This window comes from Flammeovirga sp. EKP202 (assembly GCF_014534745.1).
Taxonomy (GTDB): Bacteria; Bacteroidota; Bacteroidia; order Cytophagales; family Flammeovirgaceae; genus Flammeovirga.
Genome location: NZ_JACVVP010000008.1, coordinates 201,010 through 216,852 on the forward strand (window position 1 = coordinate 201,010; position 15,843 = coordinate 216,852).

Annotated in this window: 11 protein-coding genes; 5 read left to right on the forward strand and 6 right to left on the reverse strand. The window is 35.3% G+C overall.

What is annotated here, in order from left to right:
- Positions 1 to 11: 11 nt before the first annotated feature.
- The 5 genes from IC221_RS07250 to IC221_RS07270 form a co-directional block, all read right to left on the reverse strand.
- A complete protein-coding gene (locus IC221_RS07250; protein ID WP_223241316.1) occupies positions 12 to 1,475 on the reverse strand; it encodes a UDP-N-acetylmuramoyl-L-alanyl-D-glutamate--2,6-diaminopimelate ligase in 1,464 nt (487 codons plus the stop codon).
- Positions 1,476 to 1,487: 12 nt separating this feature from the next.
- Entirely contained in the window at positions 1,488 to 3,587 is a 2,100-nt protein-coding gene (locus IC221_RS07255) for a penicillin-binding protein (protein WP_188168314.1), read from the reverse strand.
- Between the two features lie 12 nt (positions 3,588 to 3,599).
- Positions 3,600 to 3,995, reverse strand: a complete 396-nt coding sequence (locus IC221_RS07260; RefSeq protein WP_188168315.1) for an FtsL-like putative cell division protein — start codon at positions 3,993 to 3,995, stop codon at positions 3,600 to 3,602.
- Between the two features lie 154 nt (positions 3,996 to 4,149).
- Positions 4,150 to 4,803 carry a hypothetical protein gene (locus IC221_RS07265; RefSeq protein WP_188168316.1) on the reverse strand — a complete coding sequence of 218 codons (654 nt, stop codon included), beginning with the start codon at positions 4,801 to 4,803 and terminating at the stop codon, positions 4,150 to 4,152.
- A gap of 357 nt (positions 4,804 to 5,160) precedes the next feature.
- Positions 5,161 to 6,195, reverse strand: a complete 1,035-nt coding sequence (locus tag IC221_RS07270; protein ID WP_188168317.1) for a DUF481 domain-containing protein — start codon at positions 6,193 to 6,195, stop codon at positions 5,161 to 5,163.
- Between the two features lie 262 nt (positions 6,196 to 6,457).
- Here IC221_RS07270 and rmuC point away from each other — a divergent pair, with 262 nt between their 5' ends.
- A complete protein-coding gene (gene rmuC, locus IC221_RS07275) occupies positions 6,458 to 7,975 on the forward strand; it encodes a DNA recombination protein RmuC (protein ID WP_188168318.1) in 1,518 nt (505 codons plus the stop codon).
- A 114-nt stretch (positions 7,976 to 8,089) separates the two neighbouring features.
- Here rmuC and IC221_RS07280 read toward each other — a convergent pair whose 3' ends face one another.
- Positions 8,090 to 10,678: a DNA gyrase/topoisomerase IV subunit A gene (locus IC221_RS07280; RefSeq protein ID WP_188168319.1), complete on the reverse strand. Its 2,589-nt coding sequence runs from the start codon at positions 10,676 to 10,678 to the stop codon at positions 8,090 to 8,092.
- Positions 10,679 to 11,067: 389 nt separating this feature from the next.
- Between IC221_RS07280 and IC221_RS07285 the strand changes: the two genes are divergently transcribed.
- The 4 genes from IC221_RS07285 to IC221_RS07300 all read left to right on the forward strand — a co-directional run bounded on the left by IC221_RS07285 (position 11,068) and on the right by IC221_RS07300 (position 15,603).
- Positions 11,068 to 11,235 (forward strand): hypothetical protein, encoded by a 168-nt coding sequence (locus IC221_RS07285; protein WP_188168326.1) that lies wholly within the window; start codon positions 11,068 to 11,070, stop codon positions 11,233 to 11,235.
- A gap of 146 nt (positions 11,236 to 11,381) precedes the next feature.
- Complete coding sequence (nadA, locus tag IC221_RS07290) at positions 11,382 to 12,320, forward strand: quinolinate synthase NadA (RefSeq protein WP_223241322.1); 939 nt, start codon at positions 11,382 to 11,384, stop codon at positions 12,318 to 12,320.
- A gap of 87 nt (positions 12,321 to 12,407) precedes the next feature.
- Positions 12,408 to 13,985: an L-aspartate oxidase gene (nadB, locus tag IC221_RS07295; RefSeq protein ID WP_188168321.1), complete on the forward strand. Its 1,578-nt coding sequence runs from the start codon at positions 12,408 to 12,410 to the stop codon at positions 13,983 to 13,985.
- Between the two features lie 307 nt (positions 13,986 to 14,292).
- Positions 14,293 to 15,603 carry a fasciclin domain-containing protein gene (locus IC221_RS07300; protein WP_188168322.1) on the forward strand — a complete coding sequence of 437 codons (1,311 nt, stop codon included), beginning with the start codon at positions 14,293 to 14,295 and terminating at the stop codon, positions 15,601 to 15,603.
- Positions 15,604 to 15,843: the final 240 nt, after the last annotated feature.

A 15,843-nucleotide genomic window follows, 5' to 3' on the forward strand; every position in this document is an offset into this window, starting at 1 on the left:
TATCGCACTAATTATTTTTTTAAAGCAAGGAATAATTCCTCTTTGTCGTCAAAATGATGTCTAACACCATTGACTTCTTGATAAGTTTCATGCCCTTTTCCGGCTACCAAAATGATATCCCTTGGTTCGGCCATTTCAACGGCTTTTACAATAGCTTCTTTTCGATCTATAATTACAGATGTTCTTTTGGCTTGAGTTGGGGATATACCTTCCTCCATTTGTTCTAAAATTTCTTCTGGATCTTCAGTTCTAGGATTGTCAGAAGTAAGAATTACCACATCACTTAACATTGCAGCCGTCTTGGCCATGATTGGACGTTTTGTTGCATCACGGTCTCCTCCACAACCCACAACAGTTATGATTCTTTCCCCTTCTTCTCTGATATCACGAATGGTTTCCAAAACGTTTTCCAAGGCATCAGGCGTATGAGCGTAATCAATGATACCTCTGATATTATTTTTAGAAACAATTTGTTCAAAACGACCTCTTGCTGGTCGTAATTCAGACAATGCCTGTAGTGTAGTCATTTCATCCTCACCCAAACATGAAGCCGTAGCAAAGGCAGAAAGTACATTGTAAGCATTGAAAGAACCAATCAATTGAAACCAAGCTTCAAGCCCATTGACCTCCATCTGAATACCTTCAAATGTATTGTCGATCAATTTTCCTTTAAAGTTGGCCATGGTATGCAATGCGTAAGTGTAGTGTTTTCCTCTACAGTTCTGTAGCATTACATTGCCTCTTTTATCATCAATATTTACCAATGCAAAAGCACTTTTAGGGAGTGTATCAAACAACCTTTTCTTTGCATTAATGTACTCTTTCATTGTGCCATGATAATCTAAGTGATCATGACTGATGTTACTAAAGATGGCACCTGTAAGATCAATACCATTCAATCTCCCTTGTACGATAGCATGTGAACTTGCCTCCATAAAACAGTAAGAACAGTTTTTCTTTACCATTTCATGCAGTAAGTACTGTAATGTGACAGGATCGGGAGTGGTCAATTTTGTGGGGATGACCTCCTCATTGATTTTATTTTCGATAGTAGTCAGTGCACCGGTATTGTAACCTAACTTCATAAATAAGTTCTGAAGTAAAGTAACCACCGTTGTTTTACCGTTGGTGCCTGTAATGGCTACTACTTTTATTTTCTCTGATGGATTATCGTAATAATTGGCGGCCAGTAAGCCGACACTTTGTGCAGTACTATTTACTTTGATGTAGTTGACACCTTCTTGCAGTTCTTCAGGTGCGTCTTCAATTAACACTGTAGTAGCTCCAAGATCAATTGCTTTGGGGATAAATTGATGTGCATCCATTGCATTACCTTTAATGGCAACAAATAGATTTCCATCTTGCAATTTTCTTGAATCTAGCTCAATACCCGTTACCTCTTGGTTTAAATCACCTTGAACAAGGTCATATTCTATCCCTTTTAGTAATTCCGATATTTTTTTAATTCTCTTCAATTTAAGTTTGATTTATTGTAGTTTGAGATAGACGTTCGTTCTACTATTTATTCTTCCTCCAGGCGTGATGGATTGTTGGACCACTCGGCCGTTTCCGGTAGAATGTACAGTTGCGCCCTCCGTTTCAATAAGGTACATGGCATCTCTCAATGTCATTCCTCTTACATCAGGCATTCTTCCTTTATTGACTCTAGCGTTAACCCAAGCAATAGTATCACCCATTACTTTTGTTTTTACCCACTGCGAAGTATTTTCTGAAACTTGTTGAATATCAAAAGCATCCGACAGTAGTAATAAATCGTTATAATTTCCTGCTTTTATGTATGGAAAAGCTTTTACATTTTCATTATCTACAAAATGAATATCTCTTTCTGTTGTTCTAGCATAAACCACTTCGGCGATATCTAAGAATACAGGGGCACAAACATCACCACCATATCTTTTTGCACCTTTAGGTTCATCAATGGCAACAATCATTGAATATCTTGGAGCATCAGCAGGGAAGTACCCTACAAACGATGTAAAGTAGTTTTTGGTATAAGCACCTTGTTTTACTTTCTGAGTCGTACCTGTTTTACCTGCAATATCAAATTCAGTCGTGTTGATTTTTCTTGCCGTACCGCTTTCCACTACTTTTTTCAACATTCCTTGCATTGCTTTAAGAGAGCGTTCGGAGCTGATTTTTTTATTGATGGTCCTTACTCCATACTCCGCTACAACGTCATTTCCTCTCAATACTCGTTTTACAATTCTTGGTGCAACCATTTTACCATCATTGGCAATAGCATTGTAGAATGTAAGCATTTGAAGAGGGGAGGTTTCAACTTCATAGCCAATTGAAATCCACGGAAGAGAACAACCGGACCAACTCGGATCACCAGGACGGTTGATATTAGGTTTTCCTTCACCCTCCATTTGGAAACCAATCGTAGAAGTAAGATTGAAACGGTCCAAATAGTGCATAAAACGGTCGGGATCTTCTCTGAAATATTTGAAGACCAATTTGGAGATACCAATATTGGATGATTTTTCAATTACTTCTTCAACCGAGAGCATTCCGAACCCGTTGTAGTGTGCGTCGGTCATTATACATTCATCATAGAACATGTATTTACCATCACCAGTATTCACGGAGTCTTCCAAGTTGAGGTCAAACTCCTCTAATAATGCCAACATTGAAGCACTTTTGAAAGTTGAACCAGGTTCCATTACACCTTGGATAGCATAGTTGAAATCTTCAACGTATTCTCCTTTCGAGTTTTTACCTAAGTTGACAATCGCCTTAATTTCACCTGTTTTTACTTCCATTAGTAATACAGTACCGAAGTTAGCTTCATTTTCAACCAATGCTTTTTCAAGCACATTGTGAGCGTGTTCTTCGATATCCATATTGATTGTGGTCTGAATATCCAAACCATTTTCAGCTCTCACTTGAGCACCATCATCCAATGGTTTCCATTGATTTCCGGATACTCTTTGGAATAAAGCTTCTCCGTCTGTACCTGCTAAATCTTTATTGAAACTGAACTCAAGGCCTCTACCCGTAAACTGTGCTTTTTCGTCTTTACTGATAAAGCCAATCGTTCTTCTACCTAGCTCTTCAAAAGGCCTGAATCTTTTTTCATATTTAGTAAATATCAAACCGCCCGTATGTCTTCCTTGTCGGAAAATAGGCCAGTTGTCGATATGTTTTTTATCTTGATGCTTGACTAGTTTATGACTAAGAATAAGGTATCTTCTTTTCTTTCTTCTAGCTTTTCTCAGTAAGCTATCATATTCCGTTGCACTTTTTTCTTTAAAGTACCTAGACAGTAAATAGCTCAAAGAATCGATACCATTATTAAAAATACTATCATTAGAGACGCAAGGGTCAAATGCGAGTTTATAAAAAGGAATTGAAGTAGCCATTAAGCTCCCGTCATCAGCAAGAATATTACCTCTTGTTGCATCGACTCTTCTTACTTTTACTCTATTTGCCTTACCAGCTTTTTCCCATTTGTCTTTTTCAACAAATTGTAAATCTGAAATACGCACAAGAATTGCAGCAGCCATGACTACAATTAATAAAAATGCAAACCTTACACGTAACAGTATGGAATTTCGAATTCCCATTTATATAAAAAATTAGTGATCTTCTAAATTAGATACAGAAATAACGATTGGAGCTGTTTCTAAAGGAACTAATCCCAAAGGAGCTACTCTTTCTTCAATTTTTGAACGCTTACTTTCATTGATAAAATCATATTTAAGCGTACTATATTCCACTCTCAGTTTTTCGACTGATTTTTCCAGTTTGTTGATTCTGATATGTGATTTCTCAGCTTGAAATCCATTGGCGATATAAAGTATTCCCAAGATCGTTACAAAGAGGATTTTCTGAATATACCTACTATTTTCATCTTCGCTTGAATTGGAAATGAATTTTAGTTTAGACAGTTTTTTTACCCATTTTGAATCGGAAACTTTTGGAGCATGCTGGGGCTTATTCTCAGGAATTTCTTTATAAGTATTTGCTCTCATGGAATAATAAAAAATGTATGTAGTATCTAAAGTTTCAAATTTGCTAAAAATCTGTTGTTTTAGATAACGATTGTGAGAAAAATAGGAAAAAAGTACTAAAAAAAGGGCTTTGTATAAAAAATAACCATCAAATGTGTTCTGAAATAAAAAAGGACTATAAAATAGAGAAAGAAGATTTTCCTAAAAGCTCTCCATCACAGTATAAATTTACACTGTATTCTCCTTTATTAAGAAGGTTTTCTGATTGGTACAGTAACTCTACATTTTGTAAGTCATTTTCATAAGATAACGTCTTTTTGGTAGTGTAGAACCTGTTTTCATCAGATCCCTTCAATCTAAAGAATTTGATTTGGTTATCGGGATTATATATTGTTGCACCTTCTGCATCAATCAAACAAAGGAATATATCTTTATTTTCTTCTTGGATCAAATTATTAGGAGAAAGTTTAAAACGGATAGCAACTTGTGAAGTACTTTTTCTCTTGAAAGAAACACCTTCTTTTAGTTTATTCTTTTTACTGCCTCCCCAAATAGTGATATTATAAGCCCTTAAAGCTTTTGCATCATCAATTAATCTTTCAAGTTCACCTTGATGCTCTTGTAAGGAATCGATTTGAGTGGTTAAAGTTGATTTTTGTTGAACGAGGTATTGGTTTTCTGAAGTTAGAGAATCATTGACATCCTTAAGTGATGTGATTTGTAAGTCTCTTCTTTTCAAAATTCCTTCATAAACACTCACCTTACTTTTAATCTGATTGTATCGATTTTCTTCGATTAATTGTATGGATCTAAGCTCTTTCTTCTCCATTTCTAGAGAATTTTTTATGCGAGTAAGAGAATCTATATCCTCATTCATAAGATCAAGGATTTGAATCTGCTTATTCAATTCTGTGGAAATAGAATCCAATTTTGTGTAGGTCAAAACGAGCTCCACATTTTTACTTTGAACTCGATCTTGAAGATGTGAAGTATTATCAGACCTTAAGTATAGTTGCAAAAGATTCAGTAGTAAAAGTGTAATAACTAAGCCTACAAGTATTTTCCTTCGTTTGCTAACTTTATTTAAAAAAATCTTTTCAGTCATTCTGCATTTGTAAGTTGTCCCACAAAATAATACATCTCAAGCTTTTTTTAAAAACGAAAAACGATACTTTTCTATAAAATCTTACAATTCCCACCCAAATCCGAAAGAATATTGGTAATCGACTTCTTTACCTGCTTCTGCTGGCTGACTATCGTAGTTCATATTGTACCCCGCTTTTACATAGAAGTCATAAGGTAGGTCATATTTTACATTTGCCCCAACATCAGCACGCCAACGATCACCACCACTTAATGTTCTAGAACCTCTGGCATTGGTGTTAAATGAAAGGTCTCCTGTATCAAATAAGTTGATTTCTGTACCAATGTACCATTCAGCACTATTGTTAGAAGGCTTGGTGAAAGGATCTCCTGCATCATCAGTGGTTTGGCTAAAGGATTCATTTAGGAACGAGGCTCCGGTAGAAAAACCCCAGTATGCAGCATTGGTATGGATAATGTATTTACCAATACCCAGTGAAGTAGTGGTACGTAGTTTAATGGATTGCTCTGTATTGGTAAGGTATCTAAAGTCCGCTGTTCCATAAAAACCATAAGGCAGAAAATAATTACCAGTGAGTGTACCATCATTTCTTTCGATGGCGTCAACATTGTCTTGCGTTGATCGAAGACTATTTAAACTGAGCGAGAGTGCCCACCTTTTAGTGTTGTAACCTATAAAAGCCGATCCATTAAGTTGTGAAAGGTTATTCGCTTTTGCATAGCTATATCCAAGATCAATGCTAGCCGATAGTTTACTTAAGAATGTCTTTTCTACTGACTTTAGATAAACAATATCATCTGGGTCAACATCTAGAGTGCCTTCTTCATCGGAAACAATTTTGAAAGATTCGGGGTCATTCGATACTATTTTACCACTGATCCTTTTTCCATTCGAAAGAGTAACCATAAAATCTGTATTACAAACCATGCTTTGAATACCTTCCCATTCTATTTTGAAGTTAGAATCTGAATAATCGGTTTCAATTTCAATGACCCCTTTATCCATGCTTTTAATTTCACCAACAATAATATCTCCATTGATCATGACCAATGAGTCCATTTGTGCAAAAGAAAACAGAGGGACAAAGCAGAATAATAATAGTATGAATTTTCTCATTTTTAGTATTGAGTAGTTAAATTATAGGGTTGTAAAAGTTAATGTCAATGGGTTGATCAAACTGTTTAATTGTAATGTTTGATTACTTGATTAAAATTTAAAAACATTTTTTCTGAAATAAAATAGAAATGTAAACTATTTGAAGGTTGAGAATAAGTGGATTCCCTGTAATTCTCTCTTCCTTGATCTTAATTGGTTTTCTGTAATACTCTATTTCTACTAACTTCGTGTAAACTTTATCAAAACGATTGTTCGAGAGATTATGCAGTTAGAGACTTCCGTTATCATTTTACTCATTATAGTATTTTTTTTAGGCCTTTTCATTGGAGCCTGTTTCGTTTATTTCTATTACCGTCAGAAATATGCCAATGAAGAAGCTCGATTTAGATTAGAGGTGAAAGAACGCTTGAAACTCAATCAGAATCAAGAACAATTGAAGTCGGAAATTGAACAATTAAAGAACACCAATAATAAGCTTGATGTGGAAATCAATACCTCAAAGGTGAGAGTAGAAGAGAAATCCAATAAATTAATTGAGGTTCAAAATCAATTGAACAGCCTGCGTACTAATTATGAATTAATAGTAAGTACAGAAGCGAAGAATAAAGGAACATTAGAAGTTGTTCAACAAGGAAAATTAGAATTGGAAAATCTCAACTTGACCCTAAGTGAGGAGAATTCATCCCTTAAAAATGATGTAGCTGTATTGCAAGAGAAGTTGACTTTTTTAGAAGAGAAACTAGGGCAGCAAAGTCATGAAGTACAACAATTAAATCAACACTTTAAGAAAGAGTTTGAAAACCTAGCCCAGCGTATTTTTGAAGAAAACACGAATAAATTTACTCAACAGAATAGAAACAACCTTGATTTAGTACTTAATCCCTTCAAAGATCAAATTGAAAACTTCCGTAAGAAGATTGAAGATAGTTATGGTAAAGAATCAAATGACCGATCTTCTTTAAGAACAGAACTAAAGATGTTGAGAGAGTTGAATCATCAGATTTCTCAGGATGCCCAAAATTTGACCAAAGCTTTAAAAGGTGATACGAAAACACAAGGCGACTGGGGAGAGATGATTTTGGATTCTGTGCTTCGAAAGTCGGGTCTAAGAGAAGGTCATGAGTACCTCGTACAGCCAACTTACAGAACAGAAGAAGGAGATTTACAAAAACCTGATGTGATTATTAACTATCCTGAAGGAAAGCAGATCATTGTCGATTCAAAAGTATCTTTAAATGCTTATGAACGTTTTATCAATGCTGAAGATAAAATAGAGCAACAACACGAAATTCAACTGCATATTCGTGCTTTAAAAAGCCATATTGATGAATTAGCCAGACGTAATTATCAGCAATTAGAAGGGATCCAAACTTTGGATTATGTCATGATGTTTATCCCAATCGAACCTGCGTTTTTGGTGGCGTTGCAAGAAGATGACGCACTTTGGGATTATGCTTATCATAAGAAGGTAGTGATTGTCGGCCCGACGACTTTAATGGCCACTTTGAAGGTAATAGAGGAACTTTGGAGAAATGAACATCAACAGAAAAATATTGAAGATATCATCAAGCATGCCACGAGGATCTACGATAAAGCAAGAGGTTTTGTGGAAACGATGCTGGACCTTCAAAAGAAAATCAATGCTACAAAAGGGGATGTAGATAAAGCTGTTGGTCAACTTTCGGAAGGAAAAGGAAACTTCATTTCTTTAGTGAATGATATGAAGAAAAAAGGGAACTTGAATCCTAAGAAGAGTCTGCCGGAGGGTTTGGGTAATTAATACTCTTCCTTTCTTAATTTTCAATAAGATGTAACGCTTAAAGCTTATTACGATATTAGATATTCTTCAAAACAAAAACGACTGAACAAATACCTGTTCAGTCGTTTTTTATGTTTAGAACAACTTCAAAGAATCTCTTCCCTCGTCGTTGTTATCATCTTTCTTTTCAGAAGGCTTACTGTTTTGATCAGAAGTATCAACCGGATCATCTGCTGAGAGTAATTTGGCATCCGTTACTTTGTCGTAAGGAAGTTTATTACCTAGTGCTTTCCAGCCTTTCACTTCAACAAACTCTTTCAAGTTGACTTTTGTCTTCTCGCGTTTTCTACCGTTAGTGTATTTCAGTTCCACATCCGGAGAAAGTTGAGTAGTGACTAAAAGTAATCTTGAAGCATTAGCCTCGTTGATAAACTTAAAGCGTTTGTTCATAGTAGACGTTTCGATATGGAAACGCTTGATATAATATTGTCTGTTGTTGGTGTCGTAATGAACAGCTGAAATCGCTTTGTAAGGAAGGAATTTCTCAATCAATACCACCTTTTTCGCTTCATAACGATTCGTCGCTTCAAAGTTCGTCAACTCATATTCACCGTCTTCATAGAAAACAATAATACGGTCTTCGTCTTTGAATTTACCTAAGTACTTACCGTTTTCATCCTTATTCAAGACACCTACGGCATCATCGTACCAAAGATCAATTGCAGGAAGCGTAGAAACGCCTTCACGTTTTAAGGTCACCCTTCTTACTGGGTATTTCGTCAAAATGTTACCCTGAGAAGTTCTGCCTTTAATCTCTAAATCGGCAAAATCATATTCGAATGATTTCACTTTTGCCGAGCAGTTAGGTGATAATGAAACGCCTACGATTTCAGCCTCTCCATTAGGATTAGAAGTGAAGTAAGTTACTTTTGACTTAGGAGTACCTTTTGTAACATTGTATTCTTTGTCTCTTGTAAAACTAGGAACTTGGAAACGTTTTACTCTTGTAATACCACTTGCACCATCAAGGTAAATGGCATTGTAAACCTTTCTTTCGTCACCTTTTACATAGACTTCCGCATGAAGAATGTTTTTGCCTACGAATTTCTTTTCACCAATTTTCGTGATCACATATTCACCCGTATTTCTAAATACAATGATATCGTCAATATCCGAACAGTCCATCACTTCTTCCACGCCGTCTTGACGTTTTAGGTTATAGCCGATGAAACCTTCTTTTTTATTGACATAAAGTTTGGCGTTGTTTGCCGCTACTTTTGAAGCTTGGATTGTATCGAAAGTTGTCAACTCAGTGCAACGCTCGTGATCCTTTCCGTATTTTTTAAGAAGATTGTTGAAGTAATCAATCGCAAACTCAATAATGTGTTCAAGGTTGTATTCTACTTCTTTTAGCTCTTCCAGTAAGTTCTTTAATAACTCATCCGCTTTGAAAGTATCAAACTTAGAAATTCTCTTAATTTTGATCTCAGTCAATCGGATAATATCATCTTGAGTGATTTCTCTGTAGAAACTCGGTTTATAAGGATTCAAACCTGTATCAATTGTTTCTAATACTGCTTCCCAAGTTTCACACTCTTCAATATCTCTATAGATTCTATTTTCAATAAAGATTTTCTCTAATGAACTGAATAGAATTTTCTCCTGTAATTCACCTTTCTTGATCTTCAATTCTGCTTCAAGAAGGTTTACAGTATGATCAGTATCGTTTTTAAGAATTTCTTCCACTCCCATAAATACAGGAGTCTCATCCACAATCACACATGAGTTGGGAGAAATAGAAACTTCACAATCTGTAAAGGCATACAGTGCGGCAATTGTAACGTCTGGAGACTGACCATTTGCCAATTGTACTTCGATTTCCACTTCCTGAGCAGTGTTGTCGATTACCTTCTTGATTTTGATCTTTCCTTGATCATTAGCTTTAATGATGGAATCAATCAAACTTGAAGTCGTACAAGTAAATGGAATTTCTTTGATCAATAACGTCTTACTATCCGGTGATTCAATTCTTGCTCTCAAACGAACTTTACCACCTTTCAGACCATTATTATAGTTGCTGCAATCTGCAAGACCACCTGTAGGGAAGTCAGGAACAAGGTTGACTTTTTTACCTTTTAAGATATCAATAGAACCTTTGATAAGTTCTTTGACATTATGAGGCATGATCTTCGTTGCCAAACCAACGGCAATACCTTCAACACCCTGAGCCAATAATAAAGGAAATTTTACTGGAAGGTTAATTGGTTCTTTCTTTCTACCATCATAAGAAAGTTGCCAATCCGTAGTTTTAGGATTGAAAACTACTTCTAATGCAAACTTAGAAAGTCTAGCCTCAATGTATCTTGGTGCTGCTGCACTGTCACCCGTTCTAATATCACCCCAGTTACCTTGTGTTTCGATAAGGAGTTCTTTTTGTCCTAAATGAACAATGGCATCACCTATAGAAGCATCACCGTGAGGGTGATACTGCATGGTAGAACCAATGATATTAGCCACCTTATTGAACCTGCCATCATCCAATTCCTTCATAGCATGAAGAATTCTTCTCTGTACAGGTTTGAGTCCGTCATAGATACTAGGTACCGCTCTTTCCAGAATTACATAAGATGCATAATCCAAGAACCAGTTTTGGTACATACCATCAATGTGAACTACTTTATTGCCATTATTATCTGAACTATTTGTTGATTGCTCGTTTTCCACGTTCCTTCTTAAAGTAAATTGCCGTCAAAAAAATTGCGAATGTCACAAAAATATAGAAATGTCAGAATCATACAAATGAATTTTATCGAAAGGTGTGAAATTGACGACTATATTTTCTTGATGCGTAAAAAAATAACATTAATTATAAAATAAGCACCCTTGTTTAATATAGTGGAATATTTTGTTTATTAATAATACATTTTAATGCAAGGTGTGTTTTTTCTTTGATCAATTCCCCTTTTTAAAGTGTTGTGCCTATGCTAAAACTTTCTACTTCCCCTTTAAAAGATCATAAGTATTCACAAAAAAATCCTTTTTAATTTAGATTTAATCTAATTAATCATTTATATTGCGATCGTTAAGTAGAATTAATCTAAATAAATTAAACTATGATTCAACAAGATCCTATTTTTTTATCTACAACAAGTAAGCAGTTACTTGATATGCTTTCAGTAGAAGGAGACGAATTGAGTTCAGAGATTACTTGTAAGAAAAAAAACTGCTGTAAAAAGTATAAACGAAAAGGGAAGCATTGTAAGAAATGTCCAAAAATTTAGTTCCTTAGTTTAATTTTTACACAATTAAAATCTCTCTATTCCCAAAGTTTCATTAACTTTACGCCGTTAAAAATACCGTAGATTTAATGAAAATGCTTACACAAGAGCTTAAAGATAGAGCAGATCAGTTGGGTTTTATCGATGTGATGGATAATAACCCCACCGATCTTAAGGCTGAAATTACACGTTTGAAAGAAGAAAAAAACGCTGTTTTTTTGGCACATTATTATCAAGATGCTGAGATTCAAGATTTGGCAGATTTTGTTGGGGACAGTTTAGCACTAGCACAAAAAGCGGCGGATACAGACGCTGATATTATTTTATTTGCTGGCGTTCATTTTATGGCTGAAACAGCAAAAATCATCAACCCAAACAAGAAGGTGATTTTACCTGACTTTAAAGCAGGTTGTTCATTAGCGGAAGCTGCACCAGCAGAAGAATTTGGTGATTTTGTAAAGAAACACCCTGATCATACCGTTGTTACTTACATCAACTCCTCAGCAGAAGTAAAAGCTTATACTGACATTACAGTTACTTCTACAAATGCACTAAAAATTATCAATAGTCTTCCAGAAGACGAAAAAATTATCTTCGCACCAGACCGTAACCTTGGTAAATATATCATGAAAGAAACAGGTCGTGATATGTTATTATGGGACGGAGCATGCGTGGTACACGAGGCATTTGCATTGGAAAAAATCCTAGATTTACACAAGGAGTACCCACATGCAAAAATCATTGCTCACCCAGAGTCAGAAATGCCTTTATTAAAAGTAGCTCAATTTGTTGGTTCTACAGCGGCACTGTTAAAATATGTCCAAAATGACGAAGCAGATGCTTATATTGTGGCTACAGAAGCAGGAATTTTACATAAAATGAGAGAGGTTGTTCCTCACAAAAATTTAATTCCAGCACCTTCAAAAGAAGATAATACATGTGCTTGTTCAGAGTGTCATTTCATGAAAATGAATACTTTGGAAAAAGTATACAATTGTTTACAATATGAATATCCAGAAGTGGATGTTCCTGAAGATATTCGTCTTAAAGCAATAGGCTCAATCGAGAGAATGTTTGAGTTATCATAAACCTTGATTAAAGCTGTTTGTTATAAGTAGTGAAGTAAGTTTTTACTTCTACTTTAATAAACAGCTTTAATTTTTTTAATACAGTCCATGAAGAAAGTTGATTTTCTAATCGTGGGTTCTGGTATAGCAGGTCTCAGTTACGCTTTGAAGTTGTGTGAGCACTTTCAAAGCAAAAATCATTACCCAAAGATTTGCTTAATCACAAAAGATGATCCTTTTGAAAGTAATACCAGATATGCACAAGGAGGAATCGCTGCTGTAATTGATGCAGACGATTCTTACGAGAAACACATCAAAGATACATTAGTAGCCGGTTCACATATCAATAATGAAGAGGTAGTGAAGTTGGTAGTTGAAAATGGTCCTGACAGAATCAGAGAACTTATTAATTGGGGTACTCAATTTGATAAGTCTGAAGATGGTGAATACAATCTAGCAAAAGAAGGAGGTCATTCGGATCACCGTATTCTACATTTCAAAGATGTAACAGGGCAGGAGATTCAAAGAGCATTGTTGAACGCAATAAAGAGCTACGATAACGTAGAGATTTTGCAGGAATATTATGCAGTGGATCTGATCACTCAACATCATCTCGGTGAAGATGTAACAAGGTATAGAAAGGATACACAATGCTATGGAATTTATGCTCTCAATAAAACATCTGGTGAAGTTGAGACGATTCTTTCTAAAGTAACACTTTTAGCGACCGGAGGCATTGGACAAGTATATAATACTACAACCAACCCAAGTGTTGCAACAGGAGATGGTATTGCGATGACCTACAGAGCTAAAGGTGAAGTGAATCATATGGAGTTTGTACAGTTCCATCCTACAGCTTTATACCAGAGAGGTCATGAAGGAAATGCTTTCTTAATTACGGAAGCAATGAGGGGAGCAGGTGCTATACTTAGAAATAGCAAAGGGAAAGATTTTGTCAAAAAATATGATGAGCGCGGTTCTCTAGCCCCAAGGGATGTGGTGGCTAGAGCGATTGACTCAGAAATGAAAAAGGAAGGTAAAGATCACGTTTGGTTGGATGCTACCTTAATTGATGAAGAAGAACTTAAAGGACATTTTCCTTCTATATATAAGACTTGTTTGGATATGGGGATTGATATCACAAAAGATTTTATCCCGGTGGCGCCTGCATCACATTATTTATGTGGAGGAATTGTAGTTAATACTAAAGCAGAAACAAGCATCAATAACTTGTTAGCTTGTGGCGAATGTACTTGTACAGGTTTACATGGTGCAAATCGTCTAGCTTCAAATTCTTTACTGGAAGCAGCTGTTTATGCCCATGAAGCCTTTGAAACCGCAATTCAGCTGATTGATAAGACAGACTGGAAAAAAGGTATACCTGAATGGAACAAAGATGGTACTACGGTTCCAGAGGAAATGGTTTTGATTTCTCAATCCAGAAGTGATTTGCAAAGGGTAATGTCAAATTACGTAGGTATTGTAAGGTCTGATGAACGTTTGAAACGTGCCTTTAAAAGAACAGGTCTTATTTATGAAGAAACAGAGACTCTTTATAAGAAGACGGTCATTTCCCAACCGCTTTGTGAGTTGAGAAATATGATTACCATTACTTACCTCATTATAACAGGAGCAAAAGGAAGGCATGAGAATATAGGTCTTCATTATTCTATAGATTATGAATAAAATAAAAAATCCACTCGCAATTAAGTTGAGTGGATTTTTTGTTTTTAAGCTAAAAAATTAACAAATCAAGGAACTTTGTTTAACGAAACTTTGTTTTAACATTTCGTGTCATTCTATTTTTTTTAATTTTTTTCTATGTTAGTAAATGTCTTATATACCCTTATTTTGGTGCCAAAAACCCCGAAAGTGAAGGTATTGGATTTACATTTCAAGATGTTTTGTTTAATAATTTTCAAATTTGTTTAAACAAAAAATAGTTACACAAAATTTATAAGTCTGAATTTTCAACCATAAAATCTTAAATGAGATGAAAACTTTAGATTTAGCAAAACTTTTATTCGTCTTCTCAATTCTATTTTCAATCACGTCATGTAACGAAGATGATGACACTCCGCCAATCACAAACCTTCCAACAAACACTATTGCAGATGTAGCTTCTTCTGCAAGTGATTACTCTACGCTTGTAACCGCATTAGGTTCAGCAAACTTAGTAGGTACATTTGCAGATGCAACGAAAGAATACACAGTATTTGCACCAACAAACGCGGCCTTTACACAACTTTTAGCAGCTAACAACGGAATTTCTTCTTTCGATGATTTATCAGCAGAAGCACTTGATATTTTACTTAAGCATCACGTTGTCGAAGGAAAGCTAATGTCTACAGATTTAAATAATGGAGACATGTTAACAACATTAGCAGGAACAAAACTTGAAGTTGAAATTTCAGGTGATAATGTAATGGTTGGTGGTGCAAAAGTAGGATCACCGAATATTGAAGCAGACAACGGTGTAATCCATGGTATTGAAAGTGTAATCGTACCTTCTCAAGCATTGACTATTGCACAAGTAGCAATCAGCAATAACTTCACATCTTTAGTGGCGGCTTTAGACAAAGCTAAACTAGTGGCACCTTTCGCTACGGCTACAAATTCTCTTACAGTATTTGCACCAACGGATGCTGCTTTTACAGAAGCAGGTATCAATCTTGATGATTTTACAGAGGAAGAATTACAAAGAATCCTACAGCATCACGTAGTATCATCTAAAGTACTTTCAAGTGTCTTAGAAAACGGCAAAGTTGAAACACTAATCAACACAAGTCTTGACGTAATGTTAGACGGTGAAATGGTGAAAATTGGTGATGCAATGGTACAAATCGCTAATATTGAAGCAATCAATGGTGTTGTACATGTGATTGATAAAGTATTGACTCCATCTACAATCGTGGATGTGGCAATTACAGCGGGTGAATTCACTGAATTAATTGGAGCGTTAACTACTACTGAGTTATTATCTGACTTTAATGTAGATTTTGTTGACGGTGAGTTAGCAGAATACACAGTATTAGCACCAACTGATGCTGCTTTCGCAAAATTAGGTGATATTTCATTGACAAATGATCAGTTGAAAGCTATCCTTGCAAATCACGTGGTACCAAATAAAGTATTATCAACAGACCTAAATGATGGTGATATGGTAGAAACACTTGGTGGAGCAATGTTGACGGTAAGCGTTGTGGATGGCGTAATCACTATTGGTGGTGCTACAGTTGCACAGCCTAATGTTGGTGCCTCAAACGGCATAATCCATATTATTAATGAAGTAATTACAGATTAGGTAAATTTAAATTGAATAGAGTATTAGTTATTTTTTATGGACCACATCAATTCTGGTGTGGTTCATTTTTTTATGAAAAAGTGTATATTGATAGTATTCATTAAATGAAGTCATTTAAAAATTAAAGTTAACTTTTAATCGGTTTCTCAAAAACATACTCATAAATGCTATGTAGTGTGATTGAGTCCAATTTCTTGATGAAGTCATATATCTTATATTTAAAGATTTATAATTATCAAC

What these genes read in the sequence shown, in the direction of transcription:
- IC221_RS07260 (WP_188168315.1), bottom strand. Translation starts at nt 3,995, where the DNA reads ATGAGAGCAAATACTTATAAAGAAATTCCTGAGAATAAGCCCCAGCAT.
- IC221_RS07285 (WP_188168326.1), top strand. Translation starts at nt 11,068, where the DNA reads ATGATTCAACAAGATCCTATTTTTTTATCTACAACAAGTAAGCAGTTA.
- nadA (WP_223241322.1), top strand. Translation starts at nt 11,382, where the DNA reads ATGGATAATAACCCCACCGATCTTAAGGCTGAAATTACACGTTTGAAA.
- IC221_RS07265 (WP_188168316.1), bottom strand. Translation starts at nt 4,803, where the DNA reads ATGGAGAAGAAAGAGCTTAGATCCATACAATTAATCGAAGAAAATCGA.
- IC221_RS07255 (WP_188168314.1), bottom strand. Translation starts at nt 3,587, where the DNA reads ATGGGAATTCGAAATTCCATACTGTTACGTGTAAGGTTTGCATTTTTA.
- rmuC (WP_188168318.1), top strand. Translation starts at nt 6,458, where the DNA reads ATGCAGTTAGAGACTTCCGTTATCATTTTACTCATTATAGTATTTTTT.
- IC221_RS07270 (WP_188168317.1), bottom strand. Translation starts at nt 6,195, where the DNA reads ATGAGAAAATTCATACTATTATTATTCTGCTTTGTCCCTCTGTTTTCT.
- nadB (WP_188168321.1), top strand. Translation starts at nt 12,408, where the DNA reads ATGAAGAAAGTTGATTTTCTAATCGTGGGTTCTGGTATAGCAGGTCTC.
- IC221_RS07300 (WP_188168322.1), top strand. Translation starts at nt 14,293, where the DNA reads ATGAAAACTTTAGATTTAGCAAAACTTTTATTCGTCTTCTCAATTCTA.